The organism is Pseudoxanthomonas sp. JC1303 (assembly GCF_058448525.1).
This window is the reverse complement of sequence record NZ_CP185958.1, coordinates 2940577-2967338: the sequence shown is the minus strand read 5'-3', so window position 1 is coordinate 2967338 and position 26762 is coordinate 2940577. Positions and strand designations below refer to the sequence as shown.

17 protein-coding genes and 1 pseudogene are annotated in these 26762 nt (G+C 68.7%); 9 read left to right on the top strand and 9 right to left on the bottom strand.

Annotation, left to right across the window (positions count from 1 at the left end; genetic code table 11):
• Window positions 1-86: 86 nt before the first annotated feature.
• The 3 genes and pseudogenes from ACORQU_RS13235 to hemP all read right to left on the bottom strand — a co-directional run bounded on the left by ACORQU_RS13235 (window position 87) and on the right by hemP (window position 3650).
• Window positions 87-2345, bottom strand: a pseudogene (locus ACORQU_RS13235) (TonB-dependent hemoglobin/transferrin/lactoferrin family receptor).
• A gap of 305 nt (window positions 2346-2650) precedes the next feature.
• Window positions 2651-3283: a Hemin transport protein gene (locus tag ACORQU_RS13230; protein WP_491641588.1), complete on the bottom strand. Its 633-nt coding sequence runs from the start codon at window positions 3281-3283 to the stop codon at window positions 2651-2653.
• A 172-nt stretch (window positions 3284-3455) separates the two neighbouring features.
• A complete protein-coding gene (hemP, locus tag ACORQU_RS13225) occupies window positions 3456-3650 on the bottom strand; it encodes a hemin uptake protein HemP (RefSeq protein WP_271644938.1) in 195 nt (64 codons plus the stop codon).
• A gap of 166 nt (window positions 3651-3816) precedes the next feature.
• Here hemP and ACORQU_RS13220 point away from each other — a divergent pair, with 166 nt between their 5' ends.
• The 4 genes from ACORQU_RS13220 (at window position 3817) to dusB (ending at window position 8485) form a co-directional block, all read left to right on the top strand.
• The gene (locus ACORQU_RS13220; RefSeq protein WP_491641586.1) at window positions 3817-4692 is read left to right on the top strand and encodes an SEL1-like repeat protein; all 876 of its coding nucleotides are present in this window, start codon (window positions 3817-3819) and stop codon (window positions 4690-4692) included.
• A 108-nt stretch (window positions 4693-4800) separates the two neighbouring features.
• Window positions 4801-6099 carry a NupC/NupG family nucleoside CNT transporter gene (locus ACORQU_RS13215; RefSeq protein WP_271644936.1) on the top strand — a complete coding sequence of 433 codons (1299 nt, stop codon included), beginning with the start codon at window positions 4801-4803 and terminating at the stop codon, window positions 6097-6099.
• Window positions 6100-6249: 150 nt separating this feature from the next.
• Complete coding sequence (locus tag ACORQU_RS13210) at window positions 6250-7200, top strand: ribokinase (RefSeq protein ID WP_491641585.1); 951 nt, start codon at window positions 6250-6252, stop codon at window positions 7198-7200.
• Window positions 7201-7486: 286 nt separating this feature from the next.
• Window positions 7487-8485: a tRNA dihydrouridine synthase DusB gene (gene dusB, locus ACORQU_RS13205; RefSeq protein ID WP_491641583.1), complete on the top strand. Its 999-nt coding sequence runs from the start codon at window positions 7487-7489 to the stop codon at window positions 8483-8485.
• Here dusB and ACORQU_RS13200 read toward each other — a convergent pair.
• From ACORQU_RS13200 to olsF, 4 genes are all read right to left on the bottom strand, one after another.
• The gene (locus ACORQU_RS13200; protein ID WP_491641581.1) at window positions 8431-9546 is read right to left on the bottom strand and encodes a metal-dependent hydrolase; all 1116 of its coding nucleotides are present in this window, start codon (window positions 9544-9546) and stop codon (window positions 8431-8433) included. The genes dusB and ACORQU_RS13200 overlap by 55 nt on opposite strands.
• Before the next feature lie 44 nt (window positions 9547-9590).
• Entirely contained in the window at window positions 9591-11678 is a 2088-nt protein-coding gene (locus ACORQU_RS13195; RefSeq protein WP_491641580.1) for a hypothetical protein, read from the bottom strand.
• Between the two features lie 61 nt (window positions 11679-11739).
• Window positions 11740-12537 (bottom strand): UDP-2,3-diacylglucosamine diphosphatase, encoded by a 798-nt coding sequence (locus tag ACORQU_RS13190; protein WP_491641579.1) that lies wholly within the window; start codon window positions 12535-12537, stop codon window positions 11740-11742.
• On the bottom strand, window positions 12534-14240 hold the full coding sequence (gene olsF / locus ACORQU_RS13185) for a bifunctional ornithine lipid synthase OlsF (RefSeq protein WP_491641578.1): 1707 nt from the start codon (window positions 14238-14240) through the stop codon (window positions 12534-12536). The genes ACORQU_RS13190 and olsF overlap by 4 nt, the downstream gene beginning before the upstream one ends.
• Before the next feature lie 238 nt (window positions 14241-14478).
• Between olsF and metK the strand changes: the two genes are divergently transcribed.
• Window positions 14479-15690 (top strand): methionine adenosyltransferase, encoded by a 1212-nt coding sequence (gene metK, locus ACORQU_RS13180; protein ID WP_271644927.1) that lies wholly within the window; start codon window positions 14479-14481, stop codon window positions 15688-15690.
• 246 nt (window positions 15691-15936) lie between these two features.
• Window positions 15937-17055, top strand: coding sequence for a hypothetical protein (locus ACORQU_RS13175; RefSeq protein WP_491641577.1), 1119 nt, complete (start codon window positions 15937-15939; stop codon window positions 17053-17055).
• A 292-nt stretch (window positions 17056-17347) separates the two neighbouring features.
• Here the strand turns inward: ACORQU_RS13175 and bla are convergent, their stop codons facing one another.
• Window positions 17348-18262 (bottom strand): class A beta-lactamase, encoded by a 915-nt coding sequence (bla, locus tag ACORQU_RS13170; protein WP_491641575.1) that lies wholly within the window; start codon window positions 18260-18262, stop codon window positions 17348-17350.
• Between the two features lie 167 nt (window positions 18263-18429).
• Between bla and gcvA the strand changes: the two genes are divergently transcribed.
• Entirely contained in the window at window positions 18430-19308 is an 879-nt protein-coding gene (gene gcvA, locus ACORQU_RS13165; RefSeq protein WP_491641573.1) for a transcriptional regulator GcvA, read from the top strand.
• A 4-nt stretch (window positions 19309-19312) separates the two neighbouring features.
• Here gcvA and abc-f read toward each other — a convergent pair whose 3' ends face one another.
• The gene (gene abc-f, locus ACORQU_RS13160) at window positions 19313-21256 is read right to left on the bottom strand and encodes a ribosomal protection-like ABC-F family protein (protein ID WP_491641571.1); all 1944 of its coding nucleotides are present in this window, start codon (window positions 21254-21256) and stop codon (window positions 19313-19315) included.
• Window positions 21257-21452: 196 nt separating this feature from the next.
• On the opposite strand from abc-f, the gene ACORQU_RS13155 reads away from it, so the two are divergent.
• A complete protein-coding gene (locus tag ACORQU_RS13155) occupies window positions 21453-23831 on the top strand; it encodes a TonB-dependent receptor plug domain-containing protein (RefSeq protein ID WP_491641570.1) in 2379 nt (792 codons plus the stop codon).
• 302 nt (window positions 23832-24133) lie between these two features.
• On the top strand, window positions 24134-26530 hold the full coding sequence (locus tag ACORQU_RS13150; protein ID WP_491641569.1) for a TonB-dependent receptor plug domain-containing protein: 2397 nt from the start codon (window positions 24134-24136) through the stop codon (window positions 26528-26530).
• Window positions 26531-26762 lie beyond the last annotated feature (232 nt).

Genomic DNA, 26762 nt, shown 5'->3' with positions numbered 1-26762 from the left:
GGAAGGCTTTCCTTTGATTGGGAACGAAGGCTGGAACCCGGCGGGCGCGGGTGTCGTGCGGCGGCGTGCGAGGCGCATGGGCAGACTCACCATTCCACCGTCAGGCTGGCCGAGACGCTGCGGCCGGCGTTGGTGTAACGATCCAGCGTCGCACTGCTCGCCAGCGTGCCCACCGGCACGTCACCCGGGTTGAAGTACTTGCGGTCGCCCAGGTTGAACACGCCCACGTTCACCCGGGCGCCAGGGGCGAAGTTCCAGTGCCCCATCAGATCGGCCACCCCAAAGCCGGCCGGGCGAAAGTAGCTCGCGTTGGACACACGGTCCTTGCGCCGGGCGAAGGTACCGGCCAGCTCCACGCCCCAGGCCTGCGCGTCGTAGGCCAGGCCGAGGGTGCCGGTCAGCGGATCGATCGTGTCCAGGGGCACATCGGCGGTCAGGTCCTGACCGTGCGACCAGGCCGCGGCCGCGCGCAGCGACCAGCCGCTCCAGCCGGCCAGCGCGCCCAGGTCGATGCCGCCCTTGAACTCGCCGCCATAGATGCGTGCCCGCGACACGTTGCGCGACTGGAACACCATCAGGCCCTGCGCGTTGTAGCCCACGAAGCCCTGCGACTCGATGAAGTCGTGGTAGTCGTTGCGATAGCCGGTCAGCGCGGCGTACACCGCCGGGCCGCTATAGCGCGGGCCCAGCTCGAAGCCGTTGCTGGTCTCCGGCTTGAGGTCCGGGTTGGGAATGGCGGTGTAGCCGAACTGCACGTTGGTGAAGCCCAGGTTGGCGTCGTTGTAGGGCGGCGCGCGGAAGCCACGCGCGTAGCCGCCGTACAGCGACCAGTCGCCGGCGAACTTCCACACCGCGCCCAGCTTGGGCGAGACGCTGGTCTTGCTCAGGCCGGTCACGGCCATGCCCGGGTTGTCCTCGACGAAGATGGCATCGGGCTTCGGGTCCAGGTCGTAATGGTCTACGCGCACCGCCGGCACCAGGCTGAAGCGCTAGCCGAAGGCCATCTCGTCCTGGACGTACAGGGCCGAGGTCGTGGTGTCGGTGATCGGGAAGTCGCGCACCGGAAAGACATCCGGCGACATCACATTGGTGCTGGTGCCATCGGCGTAGATCACCCGGCCATCGCGCTCCTGTTCGGTGCGCGTGCGCTGCAGGTCCAGGCCGTAACGCAAGGTGTGGACCACGCTGCCGGCGTCGATGGTCTTGAGCAGGTTCACCTGCACACCGATCTCGCGCTGCTCGAAGTCGAAGCGCCGGTCGCGCCGATGTTGGCCCAGGCTGGCGGTGGTGCGCAGCTCGTGGGTGTCCTGCGTGGTCTGGCTGTCCTGCCAATAGACCTGCCAATCCACGCTGTCGGCCAGCGCCCAGTCCAGCGCGTCCACCTCCTGCGCCAGGGCCACGCGTTCGCGCGACTGATGGTCGGCACCGCGCAGGTCCAGCGTGGTGGCGCGGGTCGAGGCGCTGTAGCCGCGCGAGGTGAGCACGTTGGTGTCGGTGTCGTCGCGGTTGCCCTCCACCGTCAGGCGCAGGCGGTTGGTCTGCGACGGCGCGTAGACCAGCTTGGTCAGCACGCTGGTGCCGTTGCGGTCCTGCGGATTGGGCGCGGTGCGCATGTTGGCGGCGGTGCCAACCGGCGCCAGGCTACGATCGCGCCCCATGTTCTCCTGCGCTTGGCCCTGGCGATGGCTGACCGCCGCCAGGCCGCTCCAGCGCTCCCCGCCGAAGGCGGCCGTCGCGCCAGCGAACAGGCCGTTCCAATCGCCCGCATAGCCGAACTTGAGGCCAAAGTAGGCGTCCTTGCCCGCCTTCAGATAATCCGAAGGGTCCTTGGTGACGAAGGCGACCACGCCGCCCAGGGCGTCGGAGCCGTACAGCGCGCTGGCCGGCCCGCGCAGGATCTCCACGCGCTTGACCGTGTCCAGGTCGACGAAGTTGCGGTTGGCATTGGAATAGCTGCCGATGGCGAACGCGTCGGGCACGCGGATGCCGTCGGTGATGATCTGCACGCGGTTGGCCTCCAGACCGCGAATGCGGAAGCCACCCAGGCCGAAGCGCCCGAAGCTGGAGGTCACCGACACGCCGGGTTCGTAACGCACCAGATCCTTGATGTCGAAGACCAGGGTCTGGTCCAGGCGCTGGCGCTCGATCACATCCACGCTGTTGGGCACGTCGGACACCGCGCGCTGGCTGCGCGTGGCGGTGACCTGCAGCGGATCGAAATCGCGCGTTGGCAGCGCAGCGTCGGCACCGGCCGGTGGGACGATGGCGGGATCGGCGGCGCGCGCCGGGGACGCCAGCGCGCAGGCGAGCGCACAGGCAAGCAGGGAAACACGGAACGTCGGCATGACAGGCCCTTTGCAAGGTGACCCGGCAGGCTGGCGCGACCATGCACGGTCGAGGCTGGCGCCCAGGAGGAAGGAGGACGCGGTGACGCAGGGCCACCGCAAGGTGAGGTTCAACAGGCAGGCGCAGGTCGCGGCGATCCCGACGTGGCACTGTCGTTTCGGCGAGGCGCAGGCGCCGGGGGTTCAGTCGGACGTGCTCGCCCCAGGCAAGCGCGGCCCGGCGCGGTCACGTCCGTCCCACACCGGCGGTGCATGCCATCGGGTGAGGCGAGCCGGCGGTGCATATAAAGGTGGTGCACGACAGGTCATCGACCGGTTCTCAGGTCGGGCCGGAACACGTAGTCGGCCAGGTCGCCATGCGACATGCCGACGCCCACCGATTGCAACGCGGCCTGCGCGCAGCAGCAGTCGTCCCAAGCGGCCAGTTCGGCGCCTTCGGCCTGCACGATCTCGCGCGTGGCGGCCGCGCCCAGTGCGGAAACCGGCGTCAGACTGGCAGCCAGCACCGCCTGCGCGCCCGAGGCGGGCAGCGCATGCAAGCGGACCGGGCACGCGCGCCACTGTTCGCCGGTCAGGCGCCGGGCCAGGCGCTGCCACAGCCGCTCGCTCACCCCGCGCCCGTGCGGATTGCCGGCCGCATGCGCCGGCAGGCGCGCACTGAGCTGATCCCAGGCCAGGAAGTCGCTGTCCGGCAGCAGGCACAGCCGCCAGCAGCAGGCGCCGTCGCGGTCGAAGAACAGCAGGCTCTCGCGCAGCCCATCGCTTTCCACGCCGGCCTGGATCGCCGCGCGCACCGCCTGGTTCCAGCCGGCCAGCTCACTGCCGTGCTGGGCGCGATACAGGCACAGCACAGTGCCCAGCGCGGCCAGCTGCTGCGGCAGCGGCAGCGAGCGGGTCGCATCGGCGCGCGTGGTCGGCGCAATCGTGTCGAGGGTCATGACCAGCTCCTTGGGCGGATGGCGTCAGGCGGGTGCACCGGCGGCGACAGCGGCCCGCGCGCGGTGATGAGGGAGAGAGGGAGACCCATCGCCGGTCGCGAACTGGCCGCTGCGCCGCCCGGTGCGGGCGTGAACACGGCAGCGGGCGCTCCATCGCCCGCGAAACCAGGGCTTACTTGGTCAGGATCAGCTTGTCGTTGCTGGTATGGCGCAGGCGGTAGGTGCGGTCACCGTGCTGGATCAGGATTTCCTTACGCCCCTTGAGCAGCACCTCGCTGCTCAGGACGTCGCTGGGAGGCACGACGCGCGGGCTCTGTTCGTGGGTGCGCGGCAGGGCCGGCGGGAACGCGACGGGATGGACGGACATGGCGGAGCTCCTGGTTGGCGTGCATTGGATGATAATCATTCTCATTAGAGAGTCAAATCGTCGTGATCGATTTCCTCGATCGCTGCGCAAGCACCCGCGTCCACGCCGTGGTCGACACCGGCCATGGCAGACTTGCCGCCATGCCTCAAACCCGCACACCCGCACCGTGACCCCACGCGGAAGGTTCAACCTGGCGATGGGCGTCCTGGTCGCCACGGCCCTGGCCTTCGGGTTCTGGCGCTGGCGGCAGCAGGCACAGGAGGCCGAGGCGATCTCAGCCAGGATCGCCGCGCAAGTCGCGCCCCCGGCGCACAGCAGCACCCTGCCGCGCCCACAGGCCGATCGCAGTGACCGGGGCCCAACCCCCCAACAACCTGTGGCCAGCGCGCCCTTGCCCTCCTGGAACGCGCCCCTCGGCGACCGCTTCGACGACCTGCGACGCCAGGCCGATGCCGGCGACCCGCGTGCCGCCTGCCGCGTGGGCCTGGAACTGGCGCGTTGCGACGCTGCGCCGGACCAGTGCCCGGACATCGTCGCGAGCGATCAACTCACCGCGGCGATCTATCTGCGCAAGGCCGCGGTCGGGGGCAATCCGGATGCCATGGTGCGCTACGCGGTCGGACCGTTCCCTGGGGCCATCGCGCCGGGTCACGCCGCCACCGACCACGGCTACCTGCATGCCCCGGGCTTCGAGGACTGGTATCGCGACGCGGTGCCCATGGCCCAGCGTGCGCTCCACGCCGGCAATCCCCTGGCCGCCGTCCTGCTCGGTCACGCCTACGCCGACGATGATGGATTGTTCGACGCGCTGGTCCCCGACGATCCGGTGCAGGCCGACGCCTACGCCTTGCTGCTGTCCTATCTGCGCCAGGCCCCTACCCCGACCACCTCCCTGGACCCGCGCCAGCGGGCCCGGTCCGAGATGCTGGCCCAGCGTCTCTATCGCGAATCGTTCGGCAGCCGGCCGGCGGCCTGGCCCATCCCCAGCCAGGTCACCGTGCTGCCCGACGCAAACCCCGGCGCGCCGGCGCCCTGCCAGTAACGCCCGAGCGCGCCATGGCGCGCGCCGGCGCCCGGCGTCTTGCCGCCACCCCCGCCGTCCTCTAGTCTGCGAAAATTGTTGTGTCTTTCGTATGTTCTGGGGAATGCAATGCTGGAAGGTGTCTGGCGGATCGGCTTCGGCCTGTTCGGACTGGTCGTGCTGCTGGGCATCACCTGGCTGTTCTCCAACAACAAGCGCGCAGTGGACTGGCGCCTGGTGCTCACCGGCGTGGTCCTGCAGATCGGCTTCGCCGCGCTGGTGCTGCTGGTCCCCGGCGGCCGCGATGTGTTCGACTGGCTGGGCCAGGTCTTCGTCAAGGTGCTGAGCTTCGTCACCGAAGGCTCGACCTTCATCTTCGGCAGCCTGATGAATGTCCAGAACTACGGCTTCATCTTCGCCTTCCAGGTGCTGCCAACCATCATCTTCTTCTCGGCCCTGATGGGCGTGCTGTACCACCTCAATGTCATGCAGGCGGTGGTGCGGATGATGGCCTGGGCGATCACCAAGGTCATGCGCGTGTCCGGCGCGGAGACCACCAGCGTGTGCGCCAGCGTGTTCATCGGCCAGACCGAAGCGCCGCTGACCGTACGCCCCTACATCCCCAAGATGACCGAGTCCGAGCTGATCACCATGATGATCGGCGGCATGGCCCACATCGCCGGCGGCGTACTGGCCGCCTACGTGGGCATGCTCGGCGGCGGCGACCCGGCCCAGCAGGCCTTCTATGCCAAGCACTTGTTGGCCGCTTCGATCATGGCTGCGCCCGCCACCCTGGTGGTGGCCAAGATCCTGATTCCCGAAACCGGCACGCCGCTGACCCGCGGCACGGTCAAGATGGAAGTGGAGAAGACCACCAGCAATATCATCGATGCCGCCGCGGCCGGCGCCGGCGACGGCCTGCGCCTGGCACTGAACATCGGCGCGATGCTGCTGGCCTTCATCGCCCTGATCGCGCTGATCAACGCGCCGCTGACCTGGTTCGGCGATGTCACCGGCATTGCCGCGGCCATCGGCAAGCCGACCAACCTGGCGACCATCTTTGGCTACGTGCTGGCGCCGATCGCCTGGGTCATCGGTACGCCGTGGGTGGATGCGACCACCGTGGGCTCTCTGATCGGACAGAAGGTGGTGATCAACGAGTTCGTGGCCTATACCGAGCTGGCCCAGATCGTGAACGGTCAGGTGCCCGGCGCCAGCCTGAGCAGCGAGGGCCGGCTGATCGCCACCTACGCGCTGTGCGGCTTCGCCAACTTCAGTTCCATCGCCATCCAGATCGGCGGCATCGGCGGCCTGGCCCCGGAACGCCGTGCGGACCTGGCCCGTTTCGGCCTGCGCGCGGTGCTGGGTGGCTCGATCGCCACCTTCATGACCGCCACCATCGCCGGCGTGCTGACCCACTTCAGCTGAGCCGATACGTGATGGGCTGAACGGACGGGACGCGCCGTTCGTTCAGCAAATCCGGCGTCCACCGGGCGGCCATACGGGGTCTGCGTCATACTGGCGCCCCCCACACGTCCGGCCATGGGCCGGCGTGGATCATTGAATAAAGAGAAGCACATGAGTTCTGTCGTTGTCGTCGGCTCCTTCAATGTCGACCACGTCTGGCGCTGCGATGTCCTGCCCGCCGCGGGTGCCACCATCGCCGGGCGCTACAGCTCCGGGCCCGGAGGCAAGGGCTTCAACCAGGCCATCGCCGCCGCACGCGCGGGCGCAGCCACCACATTCATCTGCTCGCTGGGCCAGGACCCGGGCGGTACGATGGCGCGCGAGCTGGCCAAGGCCGATCGCGTTACCGTCGTGGCCGAGTCCAGCGCCGAGCCCACGGGCACCGGCGGCATCTACGTGGACAACCACGGGCGCAACACCATCGTGATCGGCCCCGGCGCCAACTTCACCCTGAGCCCGGACTTCATCGCCGCCCAGCAGGAGACGCTGGCCGGCGCGAAGATCGTCCTGGCCCAGCTGGAATCGCCGCTGGAAAGCATCGAGGCCACTATGAGCGCCGCGCGCGCCGCAGGGGTGACCACCATCCTCAATGCCGCACCGGCCAATGCGGTGGCCAGCATCGCGCTGCTGCGACAGAGCGACATCCTCACCCCGAACGAGACCGAGTTCGCCGCCCTGCTCGGCCGCCATGTCGGCCAGCGCATGGAAGGCGACGACGTGGCCGCGCTGGACGGCAATACGCTGCACGGCCTGTGTCGCCAGCTGCTGCCGGGCGGCACGGTGATCATCACCCTGGGCGCGGTGGGCGTGTTCGTTTCCCACGAGGACGAACAGCTGCGCGGTGATACCCAGCCGTATTACCGCGTCGGTGCCGAAGCGGCGCAGACCGTGGACACCACGGGCGCGGGGGATGCGTTCAACGGGGCGCTGGCCGCCTCGCTGGCGCAGGCGCCGCAGGCTGCGTTCAACACGCACGTGCGTTTTGCCAACCGCTTCGCCGCCCGCTCCACCGAAGGTGAAGGCGCTGCCGCCTCCATGCCCAGGTTGACGCCCCAGGGGTAAGCGCGAGGGAGTGCTCCAACCAGCGCCTGCCTGTGGCACGAGGTGAACGCCTCGACAGGGCGGCGTTGGTTGCCGGTGGCGAGCGAGCGCGTTGGTCGCCAAATGCTGCGGCAGGTGCTTGGCGTTCGACTTCAAGACCTGCCACTGCGAGGTCTTCCCGAGCCGCCGGGCCAACGACGACAACACCGGATGTAGCCCTGGCATGGGCTCGATCAGCCCGCGCGGCGCGTCGCGCGCACCCTGAGCGCACGCTGCCGATTGCCACGCGACCGCTACAATGACGCGCATGCGCATCGGCCCCTACACGATCGACCCGCCGCTGATCCTGGCCCCCATGGCCGGGGTCACCGACAAACCGTTTCGCCAGCTGTGCAAGCGGCTGGGTGCCGGCCTGGCCGTGTCGGAGATGACGATCAGCGACCCGCGCTTCTGGAACACCGACAAGTCGCTGCGGCGCATGGACCACGAAGGCGAACCGGCACCGGTCAGCGTGCAGATCGCCGGGACCGAGCCGCGACAGCTGGCGCAGGCGGCGCGCTACAACGTCGACCACGGCGCGCAGATCATCGACATCAACATGGGTTGCCCGGCCAAGAAGGTGTGCAATGCCTGGGCCGGTTCGGCGCTGATGCGCGACGAAGCCCTGGTCGCGCGCATCGTCGAGGCGGTGGTCCAGGCCGTGGACGTGCCGGTGACGCTAAAGATCCGCACCGGCTGGGACGCCGCGCACCGCAACGCGCCGACCATCGCGCGCATCGCCCAGGATGCCGGCATCGCCGCGCTGGCCGTGCATGGCCGCACGCGCGATCAGCAGTACACCGGCGTAGCCGAGTACGACACCATCGCCGCGATCAAGGCGGCGCTGACGATCCCGGTGTTCGCCAACGGCGATGTGGACTCACCGCGCAAGGCCGCGCAGGTGCTGCGCCAGACCGGCGCCGATGCGGTGCTGGTCGGTCGCGCCGCACAGGGGCGGCCGTGGATCTTCCGCGAGATCGCGCATTACCTGGCCACCGGCGAGGAACTGCCACCGCCGTCGGTAACCGAAGTGGGCGACATCCTGCTCGGGCATCTGCGGGCGCTGCACGACTTCTACGGCGAGCCGCAGGGCGTGCGCATCGCGCGCAAGCACCTGGGCTGGTATGCGAAGGACCGCCCCGAAAACACCGCCTTCCGCGCGGTCGTCAACCGCGCCGACACCGCCGACGAACAGCTGCGCCTGACCGCCGATTACTTCGGCGCGCTGGCCGCCGGCGTGCCGGCACCGTTCGCCGTCGCGGCCTGAGCCGGCGGCGCGACGATCAGCTCGCGCAGCGGCGTGTCGCTCTCATGCCAGGTGCGTTGCCAGACCGCCGCGATCACCCTGGCCAAGCCCGAGATGCCTGAAACCGGCAGTGGCACCTGGAGCTGCTGCGGTGCGATGGCCTGCCAGTCATCGTCCAGACGCTCGGCCACGGCGAAGCTGAAGGTGTAGTCCGGGTCCAATCCCATGCGCAGGTCCGAGAGCACCAGACGCTGCCCCTGGACCTGGGCACGCATGAAGCCATGGTTGAACCAGGCCAGTCGGGTTACCGCGGGAAGGCCGATCTTTTCCGCGCGCGCCAGGGCCTGGGTGTTGGACGGGTGGCCGTGGAAGACCATCGGTCCGTCATCGAACACCGAGCGCTCGGCATCGACGTAGCCGCTGGGGGTCATCGCTACCACCCGCCACAGCAGCGTGGAAAACGGCATCGGCGTGGAGAAGTACGGCGCGTGGGCCAAGCCCATCGCGGCCAGCGTGCGCTCGGCCTGGCGGTCGACCTTCCACTTGGACACCCCCGCCACACCGATCACACCCACGGCCAGCGTCAGCCCCACGATCGCGCCACGCCGGCCCCAGGGCTTCTTCGGCACGCACCAGGCGATCACGCAGCCCAGCAGCAGCCACAGGGTGAAAGCCGGCTCGATGATGAAGAACAGCGACCAAATCGCCGGGGGCACCTCCAATGGCCACAACAGCGAGGTGCCATAGACCGTGCACGCATCGATCAGCGGATGACTGAGCAGGCATGCCTGGATCAGCCAGAACCAGCGCAGCGGCGCCGAGTTGACCCGCTTGCCGCGCACCCGGCACACCCACCACACCAGCCAGCCGATGAAGGGCAGGACGAAGATCGAATGCAGGAAGCTGCGATGCCAGGTCATCAGCGCGACCGGGTCGTCGGTGAACCAAGGCAGGAGCACGACGTCCAGGTCGGGCACGGTGTTCAGCGCCGCACCGGCCAGGATGGCCGCGCGGCGCTGGCCGGCCGGGGCGATGGCCGCGCCGATGGCGCCGCCGAGCAGCAGGTGGGTGATCGAATCCATGGGCCTGGATGCTAGCAGTGCGTCACCGCGAGGCGGGATGACGATCACTCCAGCCAGGGATCGCGCACCGGCCGCCAGTGGGTGGGCAACTTGCCGTTGGCGCTCGCCTGTTCCAGCGCCAGCAACTGCACGACAGTGGGATCGTCGGCCGGCATGGTGGCGCGCGCCTGCGCCCAGGCCTTGCGCGCACCGGCCACGTCTCCCAGCCGGGCCAGTGCGTTGCCCTCCTCCACCGCGCAGCCGACATGGAACGGCATCCTGGCCACGATCTCACCGCAGCGCTGGGCGACCAGCCGCCAGTCCGGTCGTGGCTTCTCGTAGATCTCCTCGATCAGCATCGGGAACAGGCCCATCGCCCGCAGGCGCGGCTCGTCCACCTCGCCGCGCCAGACACCGAGGGTGCCGATGCGATCGACCAGGGTCATGTGCGCCAGGAATTTCTTCGGGTCGTAGTCGTATTCCGGGGCCGGGATCTGCGTGTCCAGCGGGATCACGAACCAGCCGGCGTAGTGTCCAGCGACATTGGTGTCGTCGACCGATTCGACATAGCGATGCAGATTGAGCCGGCGCGCGCGGATCAGCTCGGGCATGTACATGTAGGCGTTGTAGATCGGCGTGCCCGGCGGCAGGTGCGCGTTCGCGTAGGCTTCGATCTCGGGGAAGCGCTGCCCCAGGTCCACGCCTTCGTCGCTGAAGTTGCGCCAGGCGTTGGCGCTGCCGCCGGCCAGTTCGTTGAAGTATTCGTACAGGCGCGGCTCGCGCACCGTCATCACCAGCGCCAGCGCAGCCGGTGCGAACGCCAGCGGCTTGAGCGCCTGCCGATGACGCAAGGCCACCGACGCACGCCAGGCCAGCGCGCCGCCCAGCGTCGCCAGCGGCAGGAACAGCGGCAGCGCATGGCGCACGCCCGCGTAGGTCCCGCGCGAGGACAGCAGCGAGAGCCAGTAGGCCAGTCCCAGCGCGCCCATCGTCACCAGCAGCCGGCGCTGGTTGCTCGTCAACGGCGCGCGCCACAGCGCCAGCAGGCCCAACAGCGCGCCGGCGAGCAGCGGTAAGGGAATCTTCGCCAGCAGTTCGCCCGGCCAGAAGAACCACGGCGGCGCCCCGTGATACTTGTGGCCGAACAGCTTGTGGGTGCGCTGGCCGCGGCCTTCCACCCCGGCGCGCAGCGTATCGGCCAGGCCCCACACGTACGGGCGCGGCAACAGGTGCACGCGGTCGACGAAAGTCAGCACGGCCCGCTGCGTGGGCGAAGCGAGGTCGTCGATCTTGTCGGCAAACGGCCGGTTGAATGGATCCCCGCCATCGGGACTGGCGTGGTACTGGAAGCCGTACTGCGCCCACAGCAGCCCCAGCGACAGCACCGCCGCCGTGCACACGGCGGCCACACGCTGCAACCGCACGCGCCAGGCGACACCGCGTGTCCACAGCGCCAGCACCAGCAGCGCCGCGCCGACCCCCACCAGTCCGCCCAGCGCCGAATGTTTCGCACCCAGCGCCAGTCCGGCCGCGATCGCGAACGCGCACCAGGCCGGCCAGCGCCAGCTCGACGCCAGCCATGCCGCGCACGCAGCGGTCAGGCCCAGTGCCAAGGCCACCGGCAGATCGGTCATCAGCAGCGGCAGGTGCGCACCGACGGTGGGTTCGACCGCCAGCCAGGCCAGCAACCCCGCCGACCACCACACCCCGGCCACGCGCCAGAGCACCAGGCCCAGCGCCGACAGCAGCGCCAGGTTCAGCAGGTACATCGCGCGGCGGATGTTGGCCTGGGTCTCGGCCGGAGCGTTATCCAGATACGCGACGGTCTGCACGAAGCGGCGCTCGTCGCGCTTCTCATGCACGACGCGGAGTGGCGGCATCACCACCCGCGAAGGCGCCAGCCATGCGACCCAGCGCTTGGCCAGCGGCGGATGTTCGGGATTGAGCCGATAATCGCCGAAGCGTTGGTACGACAGCCCGGCGGTGTAGTGATACGGCTCGTCGATGGTCAGGCCATCACGCGCGGTGCCGGCCGCCGAGCGGCCGAATGCCGACGCAATCAGCACGGCGATCAGCAGCCATCCGGGGAGGAACGAACGCAGTCGTGGCAGGTCCATGCCCGCTTCACGCAGGCCACGGATCGAGACGGACACGGCCGCGATACGAAAGAAAGCGCGACTACAGTCGCCTCACGCAGCAGCCGGCAGGCGATGCTCAGGCCGCCTGCGGCAGGGCCGCTCCGTCATTCACCAGACGCAACCGCGCCGGCAGTTCGCTCAACACCTGCCCTGTGTGGGCGAGCAACTGCAGGCTGCCGTCGGCGGTCTCGCACAGCGCGGTCAGGCTTTCCACCCAGTCGCCGTCGTTCGCGTAGACCAGGCCGTCGCGACGCAGCAGCGCGGCGCGATGGATATGGCCGCAGACGATGCCATCCAGCCCGCGTCGGCGTGCATCGGCCAGGCCGGCCTCGACGAAACGGGCGATATAGCGCTCGGCCGCCGCGCTCTTGCGCTTGAGGTATTCGGCCAGGGACCAGTAGCGCAGGCCGAAGCGCCGCCGTAGCCGGTTGACCAGCTTGTTGCCGGTGAGGATGCGGTAGTACAGCCAGTCGCCGAACCGCTCCTGCAATCCGCCGAAGTGGGTGACCGCGTCGTAGTCGTCGCCGTGGACCACCAGCAGGCGGCGGCCGTCGGCGGTGGTGTGGATCACCCGGCGGCGCACCTGCATCGCCGGCAGCATCAGTCCGCAGAAACGACGTGCGGCGCGGTCGTGGTTGCCGGGCACGTAGATCAACTCGGTGCCGTTGCGCGCCAGCGCATGCAATGCCTCGACCACGCGCTGGTGCGCCGCGTCCCAGCGCGCGCGTCGCTGGGACATCCACCACAAGTCGACGATGTCGCCGACCAGGTACAACTGCCTGCACTTCACCCGTCCGAGGAAATCGGCGAACTCGGCGGCATGGCAATGGGTAGAACCCAGGTGCACATCGGAGACGAACACGGCGCGGTTCATGCGGCTTGCTCCTGCGTGGGGGCGGTGAGGTAGCGCTGGCGTTTGCGTGCCTGCATGCGTTCGAGATCCACCTCGATCAGGCCATCGACGCACCCTGCGAAATCCGTGTCCACGCCGAAGGCGAGGAAGCGCGCGCCACCGGGCTCGCACAGCTCGGTGTACTGGCGGAACAGCATCGGCACCTGCGCACCGAGCGCGGCCAGGTTCTCGCGCAGCAATGCGAAGGCGGCACCGGCGTCGAGCGCCTCGAACTGCGGCGGCATCTGCTGCAGCCGGAACGGATGGCGCGCCGTGGCGACCGCGTCGGCCCCATGGAAGCGCTGGTAATACGCAACGATCTGCGCGCGCGCCGCCTCGGGCAGCGCCGCGCTCATCGACACCGCGCCAAACAGGTAACGCACCTGCGGATGCGCCACCAGATAGGCGCCGATGCCCTGCCACAGCTGGTCGATGCTGCGGCTGTTCCAGTAGTCCGGCGCGACGAAGCTGCGCCCCAGCTCCATCCCCTGCGCGATGCGCGGCAAGGCGCGCTCGGACCAGTCGAACAGGCTGGCCGTGTACAGCCCGGCCAGCCCGCGCCGCGCCAGCACCTGGGCGCCCCGCGCCACGCGGTAGGCACCGGCGACCGCGCCGGCATCTTCGTCCCACAGCACGATATGGTCGTACCAGGTGTCGTAGTCATCCAGGTCCAGCGCGCGACCGGTGCCCTCGCCCACCTTGCGAAAGGTCAGCTCGCGCAGGCGTCCGATCTCGCGCAGCAGCGGCGAGTCGGCGGCCAGCGGGCCGGCCACGATCCGGCGCCCCTCGCTGGTGCGGCCCAGGCCAGGCAGCTGCGCCACCGCTCGGCGCAGCACGTCCACGGGCACCGGTGCGACCAGCGCGGCCGGGGCTTCTGGCGCGGCATCCGCCCGGCGGCCCAGCGCATACAGGGCACGGCGCAACTGGCGCAGCACCACGGTCTCGTCGCGCCCGGCTTCCAGCACCTGGGCATGGCCCACGTGCAGGCGCAGCGGCTGCTGGCGTCGGGCGAACATCTCGCGCGGCAGCAGCGCCGTACCGGCCGGTTTGAACACCGCGGACGCGCCATAGAACAGCGCCGAATTGCGCGCCTGCACGCGGACCGGCAACACTGGCGCGCCGCTGGCCCGGGCGAAACGCACGAAGCCCGACCGCCAGCGCGGGTCGCGCACGCCCAACGGATGCAGGCGCGAAACTTCGCCGGCCGGAAACACGATCACGCACTGCCCCGCCTCCAGCGCCGCGCGCACCTGGCGCAGGCTGCCGGCGGCCGCGCTGCCGCCGAACACGCGCACCGGCAGCAGCAGTGGCCGCAGTGGCGCGATGTGGGTCAGTAGCGCATTGGCGACGATGCGCACGTCGCGGCGCACCTGGCCGACCAGATCCAGCAGCGCCATCGCATCGCGCGCGCCCGAGGGGTGGTTGGCCACCACCAGCAGCGGGCCCGATGGCGGAATGCGGGCCAGCGCCTGCGCATCGTGCGCGCCCTCCAACTGCAGGAAGGACTGCGAGGCGGTGACGAAGTCCCACGCATCGCTGTCCTGGTGATCGCGCAGGAAGGCCATCGCCTGGTCGATGCCGGACCAGTGGCCGTAGCGACGCAGCAATGGTCGGGTCAGCAGGCCACGGCGACCGCCGAACCAACGCGGATAACGTTCAATCAGGGTGTCTTCCAGAGGTCGCATGGCGGGCCCCATTCCCACGATAGCGGACGATCTGGAGCGCCAGACTGGGCGCCAACGGCGTCAGCTGCATTGCAGCATCGCGGCAGTCCGGTGACACGGTGGCGCACCGCCGCGGTCCCGGGCGGTAGGCGGGAACGGTAACGCCAGCGCAACATGGGGCGCGCCACCATGCGCCGCGGCGCGCACGCGTGTATCATGCGCGGCCATCTTTTCATCCGCATTGAAGGATATAAGCCTGATGTCCAGCTACCTGTTCACTTCCGAATCGGTCTCCGAAGGCCATCCGGACAAGATCGCCGATCAGATTTCCGATGCCGTGCTGGACGCCATCCTGGCCCAGGACAAGCGCGCCCGCGTGGCCTGCGAGACCCTGGTCAAGACCGGTGTGGCGATCGTCGCCGGCGAAGTGACCACCAGCGCCTGGATCGATCTGGAAGCCCTGACCCGCAAGGTGATCCTGGACATCGGCTACAACAGCTCCGAGGTCGGTTTCGACGGCGAGACCTGCGGCGTGCTGAACCTGATCGGCAAGCAGTCCCCGGACATCAACCAGGGCGTGGATCGCAAGAACCCCGAGCAGCAGGGCGCCGGCGACCAGGGCCTGATGTTCGGCTATGCCACCAACGAGACCGACAGCTACATGCCGGCGGCGATCCACCTCTCGCACCGCCTGGTCGAGCAGCAGGCCAAGGTGCGCAAGAAGCGCAACTCGCCGCTGCCGTGGCTGCGCCCGGATGCCAAGAGCCAGGTCACCCTGCGCTATGAGAATGGCGTGGCCAACGCCATCGACGCGGTGGTCCTGTCCACCCAGCACGATCCGGGCATCAAGCAGAAGGACCTGATCGAGGCGGTGCGCGAGGAAATCCTGGCGCCTGTGCTGCCGGCCAAGTGGCTGCACAAGGGCACCAAGTTCCACATCAACCCGACCGGCAAGTTCATCATCGGTGGCCCGGTGGGCGACTGCGGCCTGACCGGGCGCAAGATCATCGTCGACACCTACGGCGGCTGGGCCCGTCACGGTGGTGGCGCGTTCTCGGGCAAGGATCCGTCCAAGGTCGACCGTTCGGCCGCCTACGCCGCCCGCTACGTCGCCAAGAACGTCGTCGCCGCCGGCCTGGCCGACCGTTGCGAAGTGCAGGTCTCCTACGCCATCGGCGTGGCCGAGCCGACCTCGATCTCGGTGACCACCTTCGGCACCGGCAAGATCCCGGACGAGAAGATCGAGAAGCTGATCCGCAAGCATTTCGACCTGCGCCCGTACGGCATCATCAAGATGCTCGACCTGATCCACCCGATGTACCAGCCGACCGCGTCCTACGGTCACTTCGGCCGCAAGCCGAAGGAATTCACCTACACCGATGGCGCCGGCAAGCAGCACACCGCCACCGCCTTCTCGTGGGAGAAGACCGACCGGGCCGAGGCGCTGCGCGCCGATGCCAAGCTGAAGTAAGCCTTCCGCGTCTCGCTGCACGAGGAAAGGCCGCGGCAACGCGGCCTTTCTTTTTTCGTCGCGGTCCACTGCGCTGGATCGCGATGCGAGGTGTCGTGGCGCGAGCCTCACTTCGACAAAACTAAGCTGGCGCCTGTCCGCAACCGGCGCTGGCCCGCCTGGCGCCGGCCTGCATGGCGCCCCCTCACCCCCTCACCCCCTCACCGACCCTGCCTGGCAAGCGCCCGGCGCTGGAGGCCCATCGACGTGTCCCGCCTCGTCGCCCAACTGCTGCTGTGCATCGCCAACCTGGCCGCCGTGCCCCTCGCCCTGGCCGAGCGCGCCGAAGCGCCCCCACCGCCCGAAGACACCCCGGCGTCCTTCGAATTTGGCGGCGCGGCGCGCTTCAACTACGGCTGGCTCGACGACGCCCCCACCAGCCGGCTGCAGTTGGAGCTGCTGCGCGTGGACCTCAAGGGCGAGGCGGGCCCTGCGTTCTTCTCGGTGCAGTACCGCTGGTACGACGGCTTCAGCGCGATCCACCACGCCTGGGCCGGCTGGAAGTTCGATGCCGCTTCGGACCTGCGCGTGGGCGTGGCGCAGGTGCCGTTCGGCCTGTTGCCCACGGCCTCGCACAGCTTCTGGTTCGGTTCGGGTTACTACCTTGGCCTGGAGGACGACTACGACCTGGGCGCAGTCTGGCAGCGTCACGTCGGCGCCCATCAATGGCACGTGGGGCTGTTTGCCGGCGACGAGTACCGCAGCGGCCGGCGTTACGACCGCTATTCGTTCGACGTGGCCACCACCGATGCGTTGCCCTACCGTGAGCATGGCCGGCTCAACCTGCGCTACGCGCACACCGGCCAATGGCGCGGCGGCGAACTGCAACTGGGGGCGTCTGTCTTTTTCGGCCAGGTGCAGCGCCGCGATACGGGCCACGACGACGGTCACCAGGGCGCCGCCCTGCACGCACAGTGGAGCCGCGACGGCCTGAGCTGGCAGGCGCAGTGGGTCCGTTATCGATATCGCATCCCGGGCGACCGCATCGCCCTGTCCGCCTTCCAGGCCCCGTTCGAGATTGCGCGCGAGGCCGACGTGCCCACGCTGAACCTGTCCTACGCCCTGCCCCGCACCGGCCGGCTGGAGACGATCACCTGCTACAACGACCTCAGCGCGACCCTGCCGGTCGGCGGCGCACCAGGCCTGCGCGACTCGGTCCAGAACGTCACCGGCTGCAGCTTTGGCAAAGGTCCGATGCTGGTGTACATCGACTGGATCGCGGGCAAGAACATGTGGTTTGCCGGCGGCGACGGCATCGGCCTGGCCGCGCCGGACAACCCGGGCTGGCATTCGCGGCTGAACCTCAACATCGGCTTCTACTTTTGAGCGAGCCGTGCGCGATGACATTCGCTCGCGGGAGGCAACCGACGCGCTCGATTCGAGGCGCGAAGCGCCGATGCCAGGCTGCGGTAAGCCACTTGGGCATCCTCGCGGGAAACAGAAAGGCCGCTGCGAAGCGGCCTTTCGGCCGTGTGGAAACTGACATCCAGCCGACCCCTAGCGCGGAGCTTGCCCCGCTGGCGGTGCTCGCGGCGACGCTGACCGCCGTCGCCGCGAAGTGGAAACGCTCACGCCCCGCGATGAGAAAGACCGCCGCGCGCCGGATGCGGCCGCGCGCTCAACCGATCATCGCATCGGCCAGCGCCCCCACGCGTGCCAGCACCGCATCGCGCTGAGCCTCGTCCACGCGCGCACCTTGCAGCAGCGCCACGAGCACCCAAGGCGTGCCGCCGGCGCGTGGCCATAACACCGCCAGATCATTGCGCGTGTCGCGACCGTTGTTGCCGGTCTTGTCGCCCACACGCCAGCGCTTGCCCAGGCCAGCGCGTAGGCAATCGTCGCCGGTCTGGTTGTCGATCAACCAGTCCGCATACTGCGCCCGCGAGCCCGCAGACAGCCCATCGCCCACCGCGAAGCGCGCCAGGCTGGCGGCCATCGCCGCGGGACTGGTGGTATCGCGTGGATCGCCCGGCGTAAACCTGTTCATCTCCGGCTCGTAACGATCGTTGCGCGTCACCGCATCGCCCTGCTTGCGCAGAAACGCCGTCAGCGCGGGCGGCCCCCCAACCCGCTTCAGCAGCAGGTTGGCCGCGGGATTGTCGCTGAGGGTGACGATGGCCCGGCAAAGGTCGCGCACGCTGAGGTCCTTGCCCACGTGCCGCTCCGACACCGGCGCCCAGGACATCATCTGCGCCTGGCCGATCGGGATGCGCTCATCCAGCGACAGCGTCCCGGCGTCGGCCAGGCTCAAGACGTGGGCGGCCAGCAACGCCTTGAAGGTGCTGCACATGGGAAAGCGCTCGTCCTGGCGTCGGCCCAGGCGGCGGCCCGTCCCAACGTCCAGCAGGGTCACACCCAGGCGCCCGCCGCTGACCTGCTCCAGCGCGGCCAGATCCTTGGCGCTGGCGATCGCGGCTTCCACACAGCCCTTGGCCACAGGCGCCACCGGGACGACAGCCGATGCCAAGGGGACGGTAAAGGCGGTGAGCAGCGCGGTGCCGCTGCGTTGGAGGAATCGACGACGGTCAGACATGGCAGCACTCCGGACGGGAAGGTCCGAAGGATTATTGGAAGGCAGATCCGCGCCCACCAGCACGAAGTTTCAGAGGCAGCCATAAGCTAAATCTATGGCTGAGCTACAGTGCCGGTTGTGCGGCCGTCGCCACTGCGCCTGCATTCCCTGACCTCGAACAGGCCGTCATGCTCCGATCCGCCCTCCCGCTCAATGCCCTGCGCGCCTTCGAGGCCGCCGCGCGGCATCTCAACCTCACCCGCGCCGCGCTGGAGCTGCACGTCAGCCAGGCCGCGCTGAGCCACCAGATCCGTCAGCTGGAAGACCGCCTGGGCCTGTCCCTGTTCCATCGCCTGCCACGCGGCGTGGCCCTGACCGAGGAAGGTGCCGCACTGGCACCGGAACTGCGCGCGGCCTTCGACCGCATCGGCGCGGCGCTGGACCGCTTCGACGGCGGCCGCCACCGCGAGGCGCTGACGGTGGGCGTGGTCGGCACCTTCGCCACCGGCTTCCTGCTGCCGCGCCTGCCCGACTTCACCCGCGCGCATCCAGGCATCGACCTGCGCGTGCAGACCCATAACAACCGTATCGAGCAAGCCGGCGATGGCCTGGACCTGGCCATCCGCTTCGGTGATGGCCAGTGGGCCGGATTGGAGGCGACCTCGATCTGCGCCGCGCCGTTGGCACCGGCCTGCGCCCCGGCCCTGGCCCGGCGCCTGCAGCAACCGCGCGACCTGGTCGGCGCCACCCTGCTGCGCTCGTTCCGCCAGGACGAATGGACGCGCTGGAGCCAGGCGGCGGGCATCCCCGTGCTGGAGGCGCGCGGTCCGGTATTCGATTCGTCGCTAGCCCTGGCCGAGGCAGCCGCCGCCGGCGTGGGCGTGGCCCTGCTGCCGCTGGCGATGTTCCAGCGCGACCTGGACAGCGGGCGGCTGGTGCGCCTGTTCGACCTGGGTGTGGATGTCGGCGGCTACTGGCTGACCAGGCTGCGATCGCGCGAGGAGCGCGAGGCGATGCGCAGCTTCCGCCAATGGCTTGAGGCCACGGCGGCGCCCGTCGCGGCTTGAAGCCTCAGGCCGCGCTTTCCAGCAGTTCCATCCAGGCCTGCTCGGCGTTGGCCAGCTGCTCGGCGGTGGCCTCGCGGTCGCGGGTGATGGCGCTCATGCGCGCGCTGTCGGCGTAGTTGGCCGGGTCGGCCAGCTGCCGATCCAGCTCGGCCAAGGCCGCGCCCAGCGCGTCGACCCGCTCCTCGGCCGCCGCCAACTTGTGCGGGTTGACCGGCTTCTTCGCCCCGGCGGGCCTGGCCGGCGCGGGCACGGCCGCCGCGGTCTGGGCATTGATCGGCTTTTCGACCTTCTCCATCTTCTTGCTGCCCTGGGCGGTGGGCCGCGCGCGCAGCCAGGCCGCGTAGTCGTCCAGGTCGCCGGCGAACGGCTCGACCACGCCATCGGCCACGCGCCAGAAGGTGTCGCAGACCAGGCCGATCAGGTGCCGGTCGTGGCTGACCATGACGATGGCGCCGTCGAAGTCGCTCAGCGCCTCGGCCAGGGCCTCGCGCATCTCCAGGTCCAGGTGGTTGGTGGGCTCGTCGAGCAGCAGTACGTTGGGCTGCTGAAAGGCGATCAGCGCCAGCGCCAGGCGCGCGCGCTCGCCGCCGGAAAATCCGTCGACCACTTCGAAGGCGCGGTCGCCGGGGAAATTCCATTTGCCCAGGAAATCGCGGAACACCTGGGTCGAGGTGTCCGGGGCGATCTCGCGGAAGTGGTCGATCGGCGACTGGCCCTCGTGCAGGGATTCGACCGTGTGCTGGGCGAAGTAGCCGATGCGCAGGTCCGGATGCGCGCTGCGCTCGCCGTGGACCGGGGCCAGCTCGCCGACCAGGGTCTTGACCAGGGTGGACTTACCCGCGCCGTTGGGCCCCAGCAGGCCGATGCGGTCGCCCGCCTCCAGGCCGAAACCGGCGTCGTGCAGGATCACGGTGGGAGCCGCCATGGCAGCGAGTTCCTCTGCGGAAAGCCCCTTCGCCGCCCTGGCGGCTTCCACGGCGGGATAACCGCAGTCGACATGGTCCAGGCGGATCAACGAATACGGCAGCCGCGCCGGCGGCGCGAACTCGATCCGGAACTCGCGCTCGGCGCGCACCGCCTCGGTGCCGGCCATCTTGGCCAGGCGCTTGATCCGGCTCTGGGCCTGGCTGGCCTTGCTGGCCTGGGCCTTGAAGCGGTCGATGAAGCTCTGCAGATGCGCGCGCTCGGCCTCGGCCTTTTCGTGCTGGATCTGCTGCTGGCGCAGGTGCTCGGTGCGCTGACGCTCGAAGTCGGTGTAACCGCCGACGTAAAGCTTGGCCCCGCCGCCATGCAGGTGCAGGGTGTGGGTGGCGACGTTGTCCAGGAACTCGCGGTCGTGGCTGATCAGCAGCAGCGTGCCCGGGTACTTGAGCAGCCACTGCTCCAGCCAGAACACCGCGTCCAGGTCCAGGTGGTTGGTCGGCTCGTCCAGCAGCAGCAGGTCCGAGGGCATCATCAGCGCGCGGGCCAGGTTCAGGCGCACGCGCCAGCCACCGGAGAAGTCCTTGACCGCCCGGCCATGGGTGTCGGCCGGGAACCCCAGGCCGTGCAGCAGCTTGCCGGCGCGCGCCTCGGCGTCGTAGCCGTTGAGTTCGGCCAGCTTCTGGTGCGCATCGGCCACCGCCTCCCAGTCCTCGCGTGCGGTGGCGTCGGCCTCGGCACGCAGCACCGCGGCGATCTCCTCGTCGCCGCCCAGGACGAATTCCAGCGCCGGCTCGTCCAGTGCCGGAGTCTCCTGCGCCACGCTGGCCGTGCGCACCTTGCCCGGCAGTTCCACGTCGCCCTTGTCGGCCTCCAGCTCGCCCTTGACCGCGGCGAACAGGCTGGACTTGCCGGTGCCGTTGCGGCCCACCACGCCGACGCGGTAACCGGCGTGCATGGTCAGGTCGACGTTGGACAACAGCAGGCGCTCGCCACGGCGCAGGGCGAAGTTGCGAAGGGAAATCACAGGCAATTCCAGGGGGTGGGTGCAGCGGACCGCACAGTGTATCGGGTCCTGACGAATGTGATGGTTTGTTAAGAAACCGTTGCACAGCCACGCAACCCAAGGTATTCGTGGTTCGCGTCGCGACAATTCGCCACACCGGGACGCAGATCCCGGGTTGGGCGTGCGACGTCAGTCCCCCAACTTGACCGGAGCCACCATGTCATACAAGCCCACCCTGCTGACGGCAGCCATCGCGCTTGCGTTAGCCACCCCCGCCCTGGCCCAGGACAACGCCCCCGCCAAGACCCTGGACAACGTGATCGTGACCGGCACGCGCGTCGCCGACCGGACCGTGGCCGAGTCCCAGTCCCCGATCGACATCATCACCCCCGAAGTCCTCGAGCAGACCGGCACCACCGAACTGGCCACCGCGCTGACCCGCGCGATCCCCTCGCTCAACTTCCCGCGCCCGGCGGTCACCGATGGCACAGACGCGGTGCGCCCGGCGCAGCTGCGTGGCCTGTCGCCCGACCAGACCCTGGTGCTGGTCAACGGCAAGCGCTACCACACCACCGCGCTGGTCAACCTCAACGGCAGCCAGGGCCGAGGCTCTTCCCCGGCCGATCTGAACACCATCCCGATCGCCGCCATCGAGCGGGTCGAGGTGCTGCGTGACGGCGCGGCGGCCCAGTACGGCTCGGACGCCATCGCCGGCGTCATCAACGTGGTCCTCAAGGGCAGCGACAGCGGCGGCAGCGTGAGCCTGCGCGGGGGCAAGTACAGTGCCGGCGACGGTGCCCAGTACCAGCTCTCCGGCGATGCCGGCTTCAAGCTGGGCGAGGTCGGCGGCGTGCACCTGGCCGCGCAGGCCGGTCACCAGAACAACACCGACCGTGCCACGCCCTACAACGGCCGGGTCGAGCAGCGCTACGGTGATCCGGAAGTCGAGCAGGGCGCGGTGTCCTACAACGGCGAGCTCAAGCCCGCCGACTACCTGACGTTCTATTCCTACGGCATGGCCAGCAAGCGCAAGGTCACCTCCAACGGCTACTTCCGCGCCGCCGAGGACAACCGCAACCGACCGGAAATCTATCCGGACGGCTTTCTGCCGCAGATCTACAACGAGTCCGAGGACGTGTCCTGGGTCGGCGGTCTGAAGACCTACACCGAAGGTGGCCTCAACATCGACCTGAGCGCCAACTACGGGCACAACAAGCTGACCTTCGACGTCAAGCATTCGCTCAACAACTCGCTGGGCCTGAACTCGCCGACCAGCTTCTATGCCGGCGCGCTGGAAGTGAACCAGTACGTGCTCAATGCCGACTTCAACAAGCAGCTGGACTGGGGCCTGGCCTATCCGGTCACGCTGGCCTTCGGCGCGGAATGGCGTGGCGAGGAGTTCAAGGAAACCCCGGGCGAGGAAGCCTCCTACGTCAACGGCGGGGTGCCCTCGGCCAATGGCTCGCTGCTGCCGGGCGCGCAGGTGTTCTCCGGCTTCAAGCCCTCGGACTCGGGCAGCTTCGACCGCAACAGCTACTCGTTCTACGCGGACCTGGAAGCGGATCTGACCGACAAGTTCTCCGCCGGCCTGGCCGGGCGCTATGAGAAGTACAGCGACTTCGGCGATACCGGCAACGGCAAGCTGTCGCTGCGCTATGCCTTCACCGACAAGGTCGCCCTGCGCGCCACCGCTTCGACCGGCTTCCGCGCCCCGTCGCTGCAGCAGCAGTACTTCCAGTCCATCGCCACCAACTTCATCAACGTCGCCCAGCCCGACGGCTCGGTGGTGGCCACGCCGTTCGAGATCGGCACCTTCCGCACCAACGCCGCGGCCGCCGTGGCCCTGGGTGCCGAGCCGTTGAAGGCCGAGGAATCCACCAACTACGGCCTGGGGCTGGTGCTGCAACCGGTCGACGGCCTGTACGTGACCATCGACGCCTACCAGATCGAGATCGACGACCGCGTGGTGCTGTCCGAGAACCTGACCTCGACCGCGGTGCGCAACTACCTCAACGGACCGGGCGGCTTCAGCGGCATCGGCGGCGGACGCTACTTCACCAATGCCGTGGACACCACCACGCGTGGCGTCGATGTGGTCGGCACCTATCGCTGGGCGCTGGCGTCGAGCAACCTGGACCTGAGCGCCGGCTACAACCACAACAAGACCGACATCGACAAGATCGCCGCCAACCCGGCCGCGCTCGAGGCGATCGACCCCAATGCGGTGCGCATCGGCCGTGCCGAGATCGGGCGCATCACCAAAGGCTCGCCGCAGGACAAGTTCTACCTGGGCAGCGTGTGGAGCCCGGGCGCCTGGGCGTTCAGCGCCACCGCCACGCGCTGGGGCGAGTTCACCACCTTCGGCACCACCGAAGCGGCCGACCAGACCTATAGCGCCAAGTGGACCCTCGACCTGGCCGCGACCTACAAGCTGGGCGACTGGAGCTTCACCCTGGGTGGCGACAACGTGCTGGACGAATATCCGGACCGCACCGTGGCCGGTGCCGGCACGCGCAGCTACTTCCCGTACAGCGCGACCTCGCCGTTCGGCTTCAACGGCGCCTACCTGTACGCCAACATCGGCTACAAGTGGTAAACCCCGCGCGCATCGCAGATACGCGGACCCACCAGGAGCCCCGGCATCGCCGGGGCTCTTTTCGTTTCGCAAGACGCCATGTGCGCCGCCTCGCCGACACATCTCGACACATCCGGACACGGGCCCAGGCAGATGACGAAAACGCGGCACCGCCATGCGAATTCTTCATGAGTTGATCAGCAATGGTTGTAGGCGTGGCCGATGGACTTAACGAATAATTACGAAGGCACCTCACAACAACTCAACGCAATACCGACCTGTTGAACCTTGTTGTCCTTCGCACTTCTTCGATGGAGCTTCCCATGCAGCCGATCCAAACACGCCTCGCCGCGGCCGTGGCCTTCGCCCTGATCGCCGCCCCTGCCTTCGCCCAGCAGGCTTCCAGCACCGACACCACCAAGGCCAGCACACTGGACACGGTGATCGTCACCGGCACCCACGTGACCAATCGCACCGTGGCCGAGTCGCAATCGCCGATCGACATCGTCACCCCCGAAGCCCTGCAGGCCACCGGTACCACCGAACTGGCGACCGCGCTCTCCCGCGCCCTGCCCTCACTGAACTTCCCGCGCCCGGCGCTGGTGGATGGCACCAGCGGCATCCGCCCGGCGCAGCTGCGCGGGCTGTCGCCCGACCAGGTGCTGGTGCTGGTCAACGGCAAGCGCTACCACACCTCGGCAGCCATCAACCTCAACGGCAGCATCGGCCGTGGCGCCTCGGCGGTGGACCTCAACTCGATCCCGGTGTCGGCCATCGAGCGCGTGGAAGTGCTGCGTGACGGCGCCTCGGCCCAGTACGGCTCGGACGCCATCGCCGGTGTGATCAACATCGTACTCAAGGGCGCCGGCCAGGGCGGCAGCCTGGGCGTGAACTATGGCGAATATTCCAAGGGCGACGGTGAGCAGTTCCAGCTCTCCGGCGATACCGGGGTGAGCTTCGCCGACGGCCGCGGCCGCGTGCATCTGGCAGGCCAGGTGGGCAGCCAGGATCCGACCAACCGTTCCGGCGCCTACGCCGGCAGCACCCCCAACACCGGCAACTTTCCGGGCGTGGGCGAGAAGGCCTTTGTCATCGGCGACCCCGACGTCCACGCAGGTGCAGTGTCGGCCAACGGCAGCTTCGACTTCACCGACCGCATCACCGGTTATGCCACCGCGCTGGCCAGCAACCGCGACATCGATTCCTACGCGTTCTACCGCTCGCCCAACCACAGCAACCAGGGCGCGTTGATCGCCCAGTTCTATCCGGACGGCTACGTGCCGGTGATCAACCAGTACTCCAAGGACCGCTCGCTGGTGGCTGGCCTGAAGGGCGCGACCGACGGCGGCTTCACCTGGGACGTGAGCTACAACTACGGCTACAACAAGGTCGATTACGCGACCGGCAACACGCTCAACTACGACCTGGGCACCGACAGCCCGACCCGCTTCCACGACGGTGCGCTGGAATACACCCAGAACATCCTCAATGCCGACTTCACCCAGCCGCTGGAGTGGGGCCTGGCCTACCCGGTGACCCTGTCCTTCGGCGCCGAATATCGCGAGGAAAAGTGGAACCAGTCGCCGGGCGAGGCGGCGTCCTACTACGGGGGCGGCGCACAGGGTTTCCCGGGCTTCAGCGCCGAGAACGCCGTGCATGCCGACCGTCACAACTACGCGGTCTACGCGGGGCTTGAGGCGGACTTCACCGACAAGTTCTCCGCCGGCCTGACCGGCCGCTGGGAGGATTACTCGGACTTTGGCAGCAAGGCCTCGGGCAAGCTCTCGGCACGCTACGCCTTCACCGACAAGGTCGCCCTGCGCGCCACGGTCTCCAACGGCTTCCGCGCCCCGTCGCTGGCTCAGCAGAGCTACCAGTCGATCTCCAGCATCATTTCCGACGGCGTCTTCTATCAGAGCGGCACCTTCCCGGCGAGCAGCGCGGCGGCGCAGGCGCTGGGCTCCAAGCCGCTGAAGGCCGAGACCTCGACCTCCTACAGCATGGGTCTGGTGCTGCAGCCGATCGACCGGCTGTCGCTGACCGTGGATGCCTATCAGATCGAGATCGACGACCGCATCCTGCTGTCCTCCAACGTCAGCCTGTCCGGCAACACCCAGGCGCAGGCGCTGCTGTCCAACCTGGGCCTGAGCGGGGTCAACTCGTTCCGCTACTTCACCAACGCGGCCGATACCCGCACCCGGGGTGTGGACGTGGTGGGCACCTACAGCATCCCGTTCGCCGCCAGCGCGCTGGACCTGACCGCCAGTTACAGCTACGGCAAGACCGAGGTGCAGCACCTGGATGCCTCGCCGAGCGCGCTGACCGATCTGGGCATCACCACCTCGCTGGTCGCTCGTGACGAGGTGGGCCGTCTGGAAGACAGCTTCCCCAAGGACAAGACCATCCTGGGCGGCACCTGGCACAGCGATCGCTGGAGCCTGGGCCTGACCGGCACCCGCTACGGCAGCTTCACCGTGCGCAACAGCACCACGGCCGCGCGCGACCAGAGCTTCAATGCCAAGTGGCTGGTCGACGTGACCGCCAGCTACAAGCCGACCTCGCAGTGGACGCTGACCCTGGGCGCGGACAACGTGCTGGACACCTACCCGGACCGGAACATCTACGCCAACTCGACCAGCGGCGTCTTTCCGTACAGCAACTACTCGCCGTTCGGCTTCAACGGTGCCTACGTGTACGGCAAGATCGGCTACACCTGGTAAGCCTGCTTCACCGGCAACATCCACGCACAACCCCGGCGCCCGCGCCGGGGTTGTGCTTTTCCGGCCACCTCCAAATCGCCTGGCCAGACACGCCGTGGCGTCCCCGGCGTAAGGTGGATCCGCGTGCCTCCCCGGCGCGCCGTGCCGATAGACGGCATGAACCGATCAGTCATTTTCGATTTGCCCCATCTGGTTCAGCTGGGCCACACTCGTGGCCGGAAGGACACATCAC

What these genes read in the sequence shown, in the direction of transcription:
- ACORQU_RS13230 (WP_491641588.1), bottom strand. Translation starts at nt 3,283, where the DNA reads ATGACCCTCGACACGATTGCGCCGACCACGCGCGCCGATGCGACCCGC.
- hemP (WP_271644938.1), bottom strand. Translation starts at nt 3,650, where the DNA reads ATGTCCGTCCATCCCGTCGCGTTCCCGCCGGCCCTGCCGCGCACCCAC.
- ACORQU_RS13215 (WP_271644936.1), top strand. Translation starts at nt 4,801, where the DNA reads ATGCTGGAAGGTGTCTGGCGGATCGGCTTCGGCCTGTTCGGACTGGTC.
- ACORQU_RS13210 (WP_491641585.1), top strand. Translation starts at nt 6,250, where the DNA reads ATGAGTTCTGTCGTTGTCGTCGGCTCCTTCAATGTCGACCACGTCTGG.
- dusB (WP_491641583.1), top strand. Translation starts at nt 7,487, where the DNA reads ATGCGCATCGGCCCCTACACGATCGACCCGCCGCTGATCCTGGCCCCC.
- ACORQU_RS13200 (WP_491641581.1), bottom strand. Translation starts at nt 9,546, where the DNA reads ATGGATTCGATCACCCACCTGCTGCTCGGCGGCGCCATCGGCGCGGCC.
- ACORQU_RS13190 (WP_491641579.1), bottom strand. Translation starts at nt 12,537, where the DNA reads ATGAACCGCGCCGTGTTCGTCTCCGATGTGCACCTGGGTTCTACCCAT.
- olsF (WP_491641578.1), bottom strand. Translation starts at nt 14,240, where the DNA reads ATGCGACCTCTGGAAGACACCCTGATTGAACGTTATCCGCGTTGGTTC.
- metK (WP_271644927.1), top strand. Translation starts at nt 14,479, where the DNA reads ATGTCCAGCTACCTGTTCACTTCCGAATCGGTCTCCGAAGGCCATCCG.
- bla (WP_491641575.1), bottom strand. Translation starts at nt 18,262, where the DNA reads ATGTCTGACCGTCGTCGATTCCTCCAACGCAGCGGCACCGCGCTGCTC.
- gcvA (WP_491641573.1), top strand. Translation starts at nt 18,430, where the DNA reads ATGCTCCGATCCGCCCTCCCGCTCAATGCCCTGCGCGCCTTCGAGGCC.
- ACORQU_RS13155 (WP_491641570.1), top strand. Translation starts at nt 21,453, where the DNA reads ATGTCATACAAGCCCACCCTGCTGACGGCAGCCATCGCGCTTGCGTTA.
- ACORQU_RS13150 (WP_491641569.1), top strand. Translation starts at nt 24,134, where the DNA reads ATGCAGCCGATCCAAACACGCCTCGCCGCGGCCGTGGCCTTCGCCCTG.